This window comes from Prosthecobacter sp. (genome assembly GCF_014879935.1).
Classification (GTDB): Bacteria; Verrucomicrobiota; Verrucomicrobiia; order Verrucomicrobiales; family Verrucomicrobiaceae; genus Prosthecobacter.
The window spans coordinates 1-11,420 of record NZ_JACSRD010000279.1 but is presented as its reverse complement, the minus strand read 5'-3'; the positions used below and the strand labels follow the sequence as shown (position 1 = coordinate 11,420).

The following is an 11,420-nucleotide window of genomic DNA, read 5'->3' as shown; positions in this document are numbered from 1 at the left end:
CCCCTCGCAAAATCAAGGCTTCCAGCGCGGCAGATGGGCGAAAATCGCTGCTTTTCGCAGAAATCTGCGAAACTTGGGTTAGTCCGCTTTCCATCCTCTCCACCCGTTCAAATCGAGGACGAGCACGATTCAGCCTCGTCGCGAAAACTCTTCGCTCTTTGTCCTCCGCTCCAAGCTCTTCTCCGTTTTTTTACACCTTGACCATCGCACCCCGGCACGTGCATCCTCCTTGCATCCCACTTACGGATGAACCTCCGCGAACAACTGCGACTCACCCTCCCTGAAATCCTTCCGGATGATCCCGCGGAGGCCATCAAGGGCACCGAGCTCATCCGCCTCGTGCGTCTCCGCCTCGGCGAAGGCTACAGCGACGCCACGCTGCGCTATCACTTCTCCATCCTCAGCTACGATCCCACCTCGCCCATCGCGAAGGTCGATCAGGGACAGGGTTACTACCAGCGGCAGAAAAAGTCAGCCGGCCCGAATGGCGCCAGCCGCACCAGTCTGTTCGATGAGGAAGGCGAAAGCGACCAGTGCTGGTCACGCTTCCTGCGCATGGTCGCCATCTACGAGCGGCTCAGCCTCCAGCGCTCGCGCTATCCCTTCCTGCTGAACCGCAACAGCAGCGGTGCGCCCAGCATGGAAGGTGAATGGGACATCCCCGACCTCGTCGTCGCCGACTGGGACCTCGACACCGGCAGCGACGACGCCCCGCGCTTCGACGAGGCCATGCTCAATCTCCGCCGCCACCTCGGCGGACCCGAGGTCGGCCTCACTGGCGTGCAGTTAAAGCTCAACGTCTCGCTCGACACCTTCAGCGCCGACTTCTTCCAGGCCCTCAGCGCCACGCGTTGGACGCTGCAGAGCGAGATCGTCATCGCCGAAGGCCTCAACGACGAGGCCCTCGTCGATGCGCTCCGCAGCCTTGGCCACCAGTTCGGCGTCGGCATCAGCAGCCTCGGCATCCAGCTCACGCAGCTCGATGAACTGCCCTCCGCCAAGGAACTGCGCGCCATGAGCGCCGCCGAGTTCGAAGCCGTGCACAACTTGCTGCGCATCCAGAAGATCACCCTTCCGACGCCACGCCACGGCATCGACTGGCCCGCGCTCAACGCCCTGCGCAAAAAGCACGACTCCGTCGCCGACCTCGTCCGCTGGCTCTCCGAATGCCTCGCCAAACGGCAGCCGGAGTGGGTTGGCGGGACGGTGAGGTGATTTTTGTCGCATCTTCTATGAGCGAATACGGAGAACCCGATGCCTCTGAAAAACGCGTTCGTTTTGGCTGCGGCTTTGTATTCGGTGGCATCATCGGATTTTTCTTCGCCTTGAGGGAAATCGCGGCGTTCACCGGCACTTTTTGGGCGTTCGTCGCGGGCATTGCGGTTCTTTTCGGTTTTCTCGCGATGCGCTATGGCGATGAGTTCTGGCACAGTCTGCCTGACTGGCTTCGGTGGTGGTAGAAAAGCGATCAAGCCCAACGGGCTTGCGTCATAAAGCCCAGGGTCGCGCCCGCCTGCATCGCTGTGCGAAGCACTGCAGGCAGGAAGCGCTACCCCGGGTCGCCATGAAAGAACCCTGGTGCTGAAGTGCTGAAGTGTGAACCTCAACGGGGTTCCGTCCATCATCGAAGGCCGGTGGATGTCCGCAGACGGAACCCATTCAGGGTTCCACGACCTTCGGGAATCGTGGGTCCATGTGACCCAGGGTTGTTCCAACCCTGGGCTGCATGACGGAAGGCCGTTGGCCTTCAAATCAGATACCACGATGGACACGCATGCAGTCATTCGAACGCCACCAACGCAAAACCCGCCTGCTCTGCATCTTTTCAAATCTGAGATGCTGAAATCGTGATTCCGGCAGGATCGCTGCTTGGGCTCACTTGTACGCAACGATCTTCGCGCCATCAGCGTTCCAGATTCCGATGAACCGACGCGCTTTCATGACCTCCACCGCCGCATTTGCGGCTGCGTTGCCGTCTGCCGCGGCCTTGGGCGGGAAGAAGATGGGCATTGTCATCCACTCGTATGGCAAGAGATGGAAGGGAAACTTCTCCAGCCTCAAGTTTCCGCCGTTCCGCAGCGCTCTCGACGTTCTGGACCACGTGCGTGATCTCGGCGTCGGTTCTTTGCAGATCACGGTGGGCGGCTGGAACTCGGAATTCGCCGAAAAAGTCCGCGCCACGTGCGAATCCTACCGCATCCAGCTTGAAGGAAGCATCACGCTGCCGAAGAACGAGAATGACGTCCCACGCTTTGAAAACGAACTGCGCATCGCCCGGCTGGCAGGCGCGACGATCTTCCGCAGTGCGCTCGGCGGACGTCGTTACGAGCTGTTTTCCAGCCTGGAGGAGTTCAAGCACTTCAAAGACGTGGCGTTGAGGTCCATGCAACTGGCCGAGCCCGCCGCGCGACGTCATCGCGTGAAGATCGGCATCGAGAACCACAAGGATTTCCACGCCGCCGAACTGGTGGAGATGCTCGGGCGCATCGGCAGCCCGGATTTCGGCACTTGTGTGGACACAGGCAACAGCATCGCGCTGCTGGAGGACGCGATGGAGGTCGTGGAGGCGCTGGCGCCTTACGCCGTGACCACCCATATCAAGGACATGGCCGTTCAGGAGACCAAGGACGGCTTCCTGCTCTCCGAAGTGCCGCTGGGCGAGGGGATCCTGGACCTCCCGCGCATGCTGGCGCTGTTTGAGAAGCACAATCCCGCGATCAACTACCACCTGGAGATGATCACACGCGATCCGCTGGACATTTCCTGCCTGAAACCCAGCTACTGGGCCACCTTTCCCGAAAAGCCTGGCACCCTGCTCGCGCGCACGCTCACGAGGGTCCGCGAGCGCAACGCCGCCAAACTGCCCAAGACGAGCGGCCTCGGCCTGGAGCAGGCGCTGGAGTTTGAAGAAGCCAACGTTGTGAAATCCCTCGAAGCAGCCGGTGACACGCTTGGTTTCTCCCCATCCATCAAACCGAAGGCCGGAGCGAAGAAAGAGGAGCACTGAGCAGCATGGACGCTTCTTGCGGCCATTCTCCGCCCCATCCATGATGCGCGCCCTTGTCTGACGAAACCTCCATCGCCGCGAACACACCGATCCACGACGCCAAGCTGGCGTTGCAGAAGTATTTCGGCTTCCGCGAGTTCCTGGACGGGCAGGAGCCGGTGATCGCGAACATCGTCGGCGGACGCGACACGATGGTCATCATGCCCACCGGCGGCGGCAAATCGCTGTGCTACCAGCTCCCCGCGATGGTGATGGACGGTGTGACCGTCGTGGTGAGCCCGCTGATCGCGCTGATGAAGGACCAGGTCGATGCGTTGGAGCGGCGCGGCATTCCAGCGACGGTGATCAACAGCACCCTCTCGCTTTCCGAGCAGCAGGAACGCATCGGCGCGTTGCGGCGTGGTGAGTACAAGCTCGTCTATGTCGCGCCGGAGCGTTTTCGCAGCCGTTCCTTCACGAATGCGCTGCGACAGGTGCAGATCGGCCTCTTCGCGGTCGATGAGGCGCACTGTCTGTCGCAGTGGGGGCATGATTTCCGGCCGGATTACATGCGTCTCGGCGAGGCGCTGGAAAATCTCGACCGTCCGCAGGTCGTCGCACTAACGGCCACGGCCACGCCGGAGGTACGGAATGACATCCTGCAGACGCTGCATCTGCGCGATCCCTTCATCGCCATCCGCGGCTTTGAGCGGCCGAACCTCAGCCTGAACATCGCGCAGACCAAGAACAACGGGGACAAGTACGACCGGCTGCGGAAGATCGTGACGCAGTTCAAAACGGGCATCGTCTATTGCTCCACCCGCAAACGTGTCGAGGAAGTCGGTGAGGAGCTGCGCTCGTGGAAACTGAAGGTCATCGAGTATCACGGCGGACTCGACGACAAGGAGCGTGAGTCGCGACAGACGAAGTTCATCACCAAAAAGGCCGATGTCGCCGTTGCGACGAACGCGTTCGGCATGGGAATCGACCGCTCCGATGTGCGGTTTGTCGCCCATTTCGACGTTCCGGGCAGCATCGAGGCCTACTACCAGGAGGCAGGCCGCGCAGGACGCGATGGCGAGCCCTCGCAGTGCGATCTGTTCTTCAACTTTGCCGACACGAAGACGCAGGAGTTCTTCATCGAAGGCAACAACCCCGGCGTGGACATCATCCGGGCCGTTTATCAGACGCTCCTGAACGCCGCGGACTCAAATCACGAGGTGCAGGCGTCGATTGATGACATCACGGACCGTTCTGGCGCCAAAAACAGCATGGCCATCGGCTCGGCGCTCAGTCACCTCGCACGGAACGGCTACATCGAACGGTTCGACATTCCTGGGAAGCGCATCCGTGGCACGCGACTTCTGCGGCCGGAAGTTTTGACGCGGAATCTTGAGTTCGACGTGGAGGCGCTGCGCGAAAAAGACCGCCGCGACCGCTCGAAGCTCAAGGCGATGATCGAGCTGTGCTACGACGACAAAGCCTGCCGCCAGGAGCAGATCCTGCGCTATTTCGGCGAGAGCGAGAGCACGCCCTGCGGCACCTGTGACGTGTGCAGAGCCGAAGGTGTGCAACCACCGCGGCCTGGAACGCCCGAGGAGGTCACCATGCTGCGCCAGGCGCTCAGCGGCGTCGCCCGCATGTCCACCAAATGCGCGGATGGCTCCTGGGAAGGCCGCTTTGGCAAAGGCCGCATCATCCAGATGCTCGTCGGCAGCAAATCGAAGGAGATCGTGGACGCCGGTCTCGATCAACTCAGCACCTACGGCCTGCTGAAACACGCCGGCACCCAGGTCCTGCATCCGTTGTTCGTCGAGATGGAGAAGAATGGCCTCATCGAGACCAGCAGCGGCGAGTATCCGCTCGTCTCGCTGACCTCCGCTGGCATCCGGGCGATGAAGAACGGCCAGGATGTCCGGCTGCGCTGGCCATCCATGCACGCGCCCGCGGCCAGGCCGAAGACCAAGACCGCCATCAATGAGGAACTGGCCGCGAAGGAGCTCGGTTTCGACGACGCCTTGTTCGAGAAGCTCAAACGCCATCGTGCCGCCGTGGCGGAGGCCGAGGGCGTGCCGGTTTACATCGTCTTCAGCAACCAGACGCTGGAGTTCATGACGCGTCTGAAGCCGAAAACCATCGAGGCCGGGCTGAAAGTCCGTGGCGTGGGCGAGAAGAAGGCGCGCGATTACCTGCCGGATTTCATCGAGATCATCAAACGGCACGGCTGAGCCGGCGTTCAATAGCGACGCGGCCGCATGACGATGCGTGCCTTCCGAACGATGTCATCGGGATGCTCGGGCGTGCCGCGATTGACGAAGTTGTCGATGCTCTGCGTGGCATCGAGGATCGAGCGGATCTGGCCGCGCAAAGTGGGCGCGGGATTCAAATAGTCCTCCGCACCGACGACGGCCTTGTAAACGACCGACATCTCGACGCCGAAGTCGTTGTCGAGGCGATAAAATTCGCTACCAGAGAGCAGATTGGCGCCTGGATCACCCGTCGGCCGCGCGGGTGACTCAGGACGCAAGGTCTTGTAAAGCCGCGCCCGGGTGACGGGCAGATCGAGGCGGCGCAAACGCTGTTCGTAAACCTGACGGCGGCTGGCAGGATCGCTCGGCAGCGAGGTACACGCGGCCAGCGTGACGAGTAAAAGCAAGGTGAGGCGGTTCATGCCTCATCATAGACCCGTGGCCGCCCTTCGAGAACGAATAATCGCGACGCAGCCCTCACTTCGCCTGCGCGGCCGTGCTGAAGCCCGAGGCTTCGCCGGATGTGGCGGGAGGAGCGATGAGAGACTGCTGGAAAGCAGGACCCGCGGGCAGCTTTGCGAGGGTTTGTGCCAGCACGGCGTCGGCTTCTTCATCGGACTGCTGGCGTGTCAGTTCGGCCAGGGCCGCCACATCGCTCACAGCGGGTGTCTTTGAGCCCTGGACGATGAGCTGCTGGGCACGACGGGCGGTGGGCAGGTCGTCGAGCTGGATGGCGAGCGCTGCGATCTGACGCAGCGTGGCTTCATCAAGTTCCTCGCCCGGAAGTTGCTGCAACGTCTTCAAGGCCTGCGGAAACTGGGCGTTTTGAAGCTGCAGCTGCGCGAGCTCCCGCAGTGCAGGCACATCCCCGGGGAAGCGGCGCAGGAAAGTCTGCCACAACGTGGCCGCCGAGCCGTCCCCACGGGCCTGGAGGTCGATCTGCGTGAGCAGACGCCAGCCAGCGCGATGATTGGGGGACGTTTTCAGGTGCCCGGCCAGCAGATCGCGAGCCGGAGCAGGCGCATTGCCGGTGACGAGCGCCTGGGCGATCTCCAGCATGGAGAAACGACGCTGCATGGCGGTGACGAGGCCATGCCACTCAGTGCCGCGACCAACCTGTGCGGTGATGGCGTGAAGCCGGGCCAGAACGCGGAGATCACCCGCCGCTGCGAGGCGGAAGAAGCCGTCGCAGGCGATGCTGGTGTGCTGATGACGATCGGCGATGGTGGCCGACTCGTACAGCCAGCGCTGATAGGTGGCGGACACAGCTCTCCCGCCGGCGATCTCCTCCACCGTGAGTTTGTGCTCTGGAAAGGCACGTAGATGACGCTCGATCCAGGGCAGCAGTTCGGCAGCCTCATCGGCGGCACGGGTGGCGAGGAGCGCCCGCTCCAGCAGACGCGGCGGGATGGCCTCGCCCAGCTTCAGAGCCCGAAGCTCATCCAGCGTGATCCGGCTGGCCTCAGCGTAGCGTGTGCCTTCGAGCAGCAGCCGGGTCTGCAAATCAAGCGCGTCCTCACGCTGCGCGGCGTCGAGGTGACGCGTGCTGCCATCCAGCCAGACGTTCACGACACGGAGGGCGGCGGCAGGACGGCGGGCGAGACGCGCGGCCTCGACCAGGCGCAGCACGTTGTGCCATGAGGCGATCTCCGATTCGCAAACACGCTGATGAATCTCGAGCGCGAGCGCCGGCTGGTGATTCTCAGCGGCCTGTGTGGCGAGCCGTTCGAGCAATGCCAGCTTGTGCGGCTCCTCCACACGATCTCCAGCGGCGGCGATCATCAGGCGCGCGTCCTCGGCCGGCGGCGCATCAGTGCGCTCCAGTTCGGCAAACAGCAACGCGGTGTTCAGCGGACACGGCGCATGAACAGGACCCTGCACGATCGTGAGCTGGCGCAGACGCTGCTCCGGAACGGCCTGCAACCAGTCATCCAGCGCCCGGACCTCATGGTCGGGCAGCATGGCGAGCTGAAACGCGGCGGCCTGCTGCAGGCGGCCCGGCGCATCGGCCAGACGTGCGGCGATCTGCTCACGTGTGGCCTGCAGCCGCAGCTCCTCATGCGACGGTTGTGCGTCTCCGGCATGCAAGCGCCAGCCCCACGCGACGGCGAGACTGGTATAGGAAACGATGAGCAGCAGGGCCTGGCGCGTGGTGCGGGACATTGGGAAAAAGGAAGAGTGGCTCAACGCATCGCGGCCTGCGTGGCACGCGGGAGGGATTGCAGGCTGACGATGGAGCGGCAGACGAGCTCCAGCCGCACGAGACCGCTGGCGTCGGCTTTCGCAGTGTAGGGGCGGCCGTTTTCGAGGTAGGCGCACTGCCCGTGCGGCTCGAAGCCGCCGAACACGACCTCGATGGGACGCAAATCACGCACCTGGAAGGTGGCACGACGGGAGGAGAGCTCCATGAACTCGACAGGAGCGCTGCTTTCCGCCAGATGCAGGTGCTGCACGGGCTGGTCCTTGGTGAGGACGAGCTCCGTGCATGCGCCGCCCATCGTGTGGATGTAAAGCTGGCCCTCGTGCACATTGTAGCCGGAGACGCCGAGGCAGCGTGTCATGTCCGGCCGGCCGGCGGAGGCGGGGAGGCGCAGCGTGCGGCAGTCTCCCCGGTTCAGGATGATCCAGCGGCCTTCCGCGACCTGCAGCACACGCGTGTCACGCGCGTCACGCACGCTGGCGGCATAGGCGGCGGCGGTCATCGCATGCAGCGGCTCGCCCGCGCATTCATCGAGGGTTTTCCCCAGCGCGGCCAGGCCCTGCTCCGTGCGCACGTCCTCGAAGCTGCAACGCACCGCCGCAGGTTCCATGCGGATCGATTTGGAAGCAGGAGACACGGCAGGGACCGGCAGGGCGGCCGCGTAAGACGCGGCGGAAAGGCTGTGCACGCCGAGCGAGGCGCAGTAGTCCAGCGCCGCGGCGGTCGGGGTCGAATGACGCGGCCACAGCATGAGGCTCACCTCCTTGCCGAGCGGCAGGAGACGACGATGGATGTAGTTCATCGAGCCGGCGATCTCCCGCTGCATGTCGAAACGGCTCGTGCTGGCGCGTTCATTGAGCTCCGAGGAGATGCGCACGCCGGGTGTCCAGTGCGCCGGGCGGGTGAAGGAATTCGAGGCGGCCTGCACCTGCGGCATTTCAAAGATGCTGCGGGCCATGTGCTCGAGCTGCGGCACGTCGCGCACGTCCTGGCCGGGCAGCCAGCCACGCAGCTCCGCCTCGCAAACGGACACCGTGAAAGGCAGGAGGTAGCGGTCCAGGATACGGTCGCGCATGACCTCGGCGCATGACGGGAAACCAGGCAGCGTGGAGGGCGTGGCGAAGCCGCTGCTGTCGATGTGGCTGTAAAACACCCGACGTCCGGCGCGGGTGGTGGTGTCAGGCACGGGAGTGATGTCATCCCCCAGCCATGCGGCGAGAAACGCGGGCAGATCGAGCTGCGGGCCGGCGGTGGCGAAGCCGGCATCCAGGCACGCGGCGCCCCATGGGGCGAGAAAGGTCTGATCGAAGCGATGCTCGGCGCCGAGGCCGTCCTCCCCCCGCAGGGCGAGGACAATGTGCGCATCCACGGGGGCGGTCAGCTCCAGAAAACCGAGTGAACGGGCCTGCACCCGTGCACCTGCGCCGATGAGCTGCGAATCCATGCCTGCCACGCTGGTTTTGACGAGACGCGAGGCGGGCCTGCCGCTGCCGCCCAGCCCGAGGTGCTGCAGTGCCTGATGACGCGCGGCCTCATCAGTGAAAGGCAGGCAGGTCAGCAGCAGCGGGATTTTTTTCGCCCGCAACGACGGCAGCCACGCGGCGAGCGTGCGCTGCTGCCCGGCATCCAGCAGCAGGCCCGGATCGAGGATGACGGCGCTGAAATCATGCTCCTGGGGCAAAGAATCAGCCTCCTGCGCCACGCGGAAGCTGAGCTGGCAGCCGAGCCATTCGAGAGTCTTGCCCAGGAACCGGGCGGTGGCGGTCGTTTCGGCAGCAGGGGCGGCCTGGCCGGTGTGTTTCGCATCCCAGCCATGCAGCACGAGCACCTGACGGGATTTTTCCTCCAGCGGCCCCAGATTGACGCCATTCACCGCAGGTGTGGTGATGAACGGCACCGCGCCGATGGCGGTGAGGCGCTTCACCGCATCACGTGCGATTTCCCGATCATGCAGCGGGGCGAAATCGGCCGCGAACACACGCATGCCCTGAAGCTGGACGGTGCGGATGCGCCGTGTGAGCTGCTGCGTCTCGGCGATCGTGGTGAAGTCCACGCCGCCACCACGGCCTTCGCGTGTGTAAACTCCCAGGGCGAGAAATCCATCCGCCACCGAGGCGGCCTCGATGCCCGTCCCGCTGTGCAGATCCAGCAGGATGGCCTTGTCAGGATAACGCTGGCGCACCGTGGCCGCGAGCGTCAGCAGCGCCTGGCGTGAGCCGGCGGTGGTTTCCTTGCCCAGGCTCAGCGCAAAGCCGTCGAAGCCCTTCTTCGCCGCCGGGTCCACCAGCGCCTCGACCGCCCACGGAATCCATTGCGCATGAGAAGCCTCAAGATTGCGCGTCCTGCCGTCCTGCCCACAGGGTGTCGAGTCAACGCCCCGCTTCGCGGCCAGCATCGCCTCAAACGAGCCTGTTTTGACCCGCGCCACATCCAGCAGCGCGACGAAGCGATGGCCGAGCGCATGTCCGGGCTCCATGTCCACCTCGGCATGCGGATTCAAAATGCACAGATCGAACGCGGCGAGCGATCGCGCGTCCGGACGCGACGAGCAGTCCACATAAAGCGACTTCGCCGGCCCGAGGTCCGCCGCGCTTGCGGTCATGCAGATGAAGCTCAACGCCACAGGAAGAATGTGACGGGAGGGCATGGGCCTGCGACGGAGGGCTTGCGGAGTCATGAGAGCGCGTTTGAGGACTGCAATTCTGCGAACGCTTTCACGATAGAGTCGCAGCATCGTGAAGCAATCCGACGGCCCCTCCTTTACAAACAACTTACCTCACCATGACGCGGTCAAAAAAGATGACGCTTCAAGAAGTCATTCGAAGTGATTTCCCTCACAAATCCCAGATGCTGTGTGGTGCCAGCGCCGACTTCAGCGTGGCGGCCGCTCCTCCTTGGGCCGTGCCTCGACCACACGCAGAGCCCGCCCGCCGATCTCCTGGCCGTTCACCGAATGGATCGCGGCGAGCGCCTCGGTCTCCAGCGGCATTTCGACAAAGCCAAAACCACGCGAGCGTCCCGACTCACGGTCTTTGACGATGCGTGCACCCGTCACCTGGCCGTGGGCGGCAAACACGCCTTTGAACTCTTCGTCCGTCAGGGTGTAAGGCAGATTGCTGACGTACAAGTTCATGGCGGCGGAGCCTGGGCTCGCGTCCGGCGTTGTCAACGGGTTCTTCCCGGACCGAACCGCCGTCCGCCACCGTTGCCGACCAGGCGCAGTTTTGCGTTGCATCCACCTTTCTGAATTCGTATTCCAAAGCCCTCCATCCAGCTCTGTTCATCCCCATGAAACACCTCCTCACCATCGCCGCCATCGTTGGCATCTGCGCCGGTTCAGCCCGCGCGGCCGAGCCTCTGAACACCGTCTGCCCGATCTCCGGGAAGCCGGCCAATCCCGCCATCACCAGCACCTACACAAAATCCGTCGCCGTGTGCTGCAACCGCTGCAAGACGCAGTTCAACGCCAGTCCCAAGGCCTACTTGAGCAACATCGTCGCCGCCATCACCGGCCAGTGCCCGCTGAGCAAAAAGAAGGCCGACCCGTCGATCACCGTCAGCTACAGCCGCCCGGTTGCATTCGCCGACGCCGCCAGCAAGGCCGCCTTCGACGCCGCGCCGGACAAGCACATCAAGAACGTGCGCCAGTAATCGGGGCTGCCCTCGAACTCATCTCCAGGCGGAGCTGCAACCTGCGGCTCCGCCTTTTTTTGTGCCTGCGTGATTCAGCGTGTCATCGACACGCGTTGTTGCTGCCATGAAGCTCCAACCAGGCTCCACTCTCATCTCCAACGGCCAGCTCATCGACGGCACGGGCGCACCGCCGGTCTCGAATGCGGCGATTCTTATCAAAGACGGTCTCATCGAGTATGCAGGACCTGCGGCGGACGCCCCGCCCGTGACGGACGCGCGGAAAATCGACGCGAAGGGCGGCACGATCATGCCGGGGCTGATCGAGGCGCACATTCACCTGACCTATTTCAAT

The 11,420-nt window shown here is 63.7% G+C and carries 9 protein-coding genes and 1 pseudogene; 6 read left to right on the top strand and 4 right to left on the bottom strand.

From position 1 onward, the window contains the following. Window positions 1-246 precede the first annotated feature (246 nt). From IAE77_RS30340 to IAE77_RS30325, 4 genes are all read left to right on the top strand, one after another. Window positions 247-1,215: a hypothetical protein gene (locus tag IAE77_RS30340; protein ID WP_294235340.1), complete on the top strand. Its 969-nt coding sequence runs from the start codon at window positions 247-249 to the stop codon at window positions 1,213-1,215. Continuing rightward, window positions 1,212-1,460 (top strand): hypothetical protein, encoded by a 249-nt coding sequence (locus IAE77_RS30335; RefSeq protein ID WP_294235338.1) that lies wholly within the window; start codon window positions 1,212-1,214, stop codon window positions 1,458-1,460. Before IAE77_RS30340 ends, IAE77_RS30335 begins: the two co-directional genes overlap by 4 nt. A gap of 479 nt (window positions 1,461-1,939) precedes the next feature. After that, window positions 1,940-3,007, top strand: coding sequence for a TIM barrel protein (locus IAE77_RS30330; protein WP_294235336.1), 1,068 nt, complete (start codon window positions 1,940-1,942; stop codon window positions 3,005-3,007). A 53-nt stretch (window positions 3,008-3,060) separates the two neighbouring features. Continuing rightward, window positions 3,061-5,214 (top strand): RecQ family ATP-dependent DNA helicase, encoded by a 2,154-nt coding sequence (locus IAE77_RS30325; RefSeq protein WP_294235334.1) that lies wholly within the window; start codon window positions 3,061-3,063, stop codon window positions 5,212-5,214. Window positions 5,215-5,222: 8 nt separating this feature from the next. Here the strand turns inward: IAE77_RS30325 and IAE77_RS30320 are convergent, their stop codons facing one another. The 4 genes from IAE77_RS30320 to IAE77_RS30305 form a co-directional block, all read right to left on the bottom strand. Then, window positions 5,223-5,657: a hypothetical protein gene (locus IAE77_RS30320; RefSeq protein ID WP_294235332.1), complete on the bottom strand. Its 435-nt coding sequence runs from the start codon at window positions 5,655-5,657 to the stop codon at window positions 5,223-5,225. Between the two features lie 55 nt (window positions 5,658-5,712). Then, a complete protein-coding gene (locus IAE77_RS30315; RefSeq protein ID WP_294235328.1) occupies window positions 5,713-7,398 on the bottom strand; it encodes a hypothetical protein in 1,686 nt (561 codons plus the stop codon). Window positions 7,399-7,418: 20 nt separating this feature from the next. Beyond that, window positions 7,419-10,082 carry a hypothetical protein gene (locus IAE77_RS30310; RefSeq protein ID WP_294235326.1) on the bottom strand — a complete coding sequence of 888 codons (2,664 nt, stop codon included), beginning with the start codon at window positions 10,080-10,082 and terminating at the stop codon, window positions 7,419-7,421. A gap of 225 nt (window positions 10,083-10,307) precedes the next feature. Then, window positions 10,308-10,568, bottom strand: coding sequence for an RNA-binding protein (locus IAE77_RS30305; protein ID WP_294235324.1), 261 nt, complete (start codon window positions 10,566-10,568; stop codon window positions 10,308-10,310). Window positions 10,569-10,723: 155 nt separating this feature from the next. Between IAE77_RS30305 and IAE77_RS30300 the strand changes: the two genes are divergently transcribed. After that, a complete protein-coding gene (locus tag IAE77_RS30300; RefSeq protein WP_294235323.1) occupies window positions 10,724-11,086 on the top strand; it encodes a hypothetical protein in 363 nt (120 codons plus the stop codon). A 106-nt stretch (window positions 11,087-11,192) separates the two neighbouring features. Next, a pseudogene (locus IAE77_RS30295) lies at window positions 11,193-11,420 on the top strand (amidohydrolase family protein); the annotation flags it as partial.

What these genes read in the sequence shown, in the direction of transcription:
- IAE77_RS30305 (WP_294235324.1), bottom strand. Translation starts at nt 10,568, where the DNA reads ATGAACTTGTACGTCAGCAATCTGCCTTACACCCTGACGGACGAAGAG.
- IAE77_RS30330 (WP_294235336.1), top strand. Translation starts at nt 1,940, where the DNA reads ATGACCTCCACCGCCGCATTTGCGGCTGCGTTGCCGTCTGCCGCGGCC.
- IAE77_RS30320 (WP_294235332.1), bottom strand. Translation starts at nt 5,657, where the DNA reads ATGAACCGCCTCACCTTGCTTTTACTCGTCACGCTGGCCGCGTGTACC.
- IAE77_RS30315 (WP_294235328.1), bottom strand. Translation starts at nt 7,398, where the DNA reads ATGTCCCGCACCACGCGCCAGGCCCTGCTGCTCATCGTTTCCTATACC.
- IAE77_RS30310 (WP_294235326.1), bottom strand. Translation starts at nt 10,082, where the DNA reads ATGCCCTCCCGTCACATTCTTCCTGTGGCGTTGAGCTTCATCTGCATG.
- IAE77_RS30300 (WP_294235323.1), top strand. Translation starts at nt 10,724, where the DNA reads ATGAAACACCTCCTCACCATCGCCGCCATCGTTGGCATCTGCGCCGGT.
- IAE77_RS30340 (WP_294235340.1), top strand. Translation starts at nt 247, where the DNA reads ATGAACCTCCGCGAACAACTGCGACTCACCCTCCCTGAAATCCTTCCG.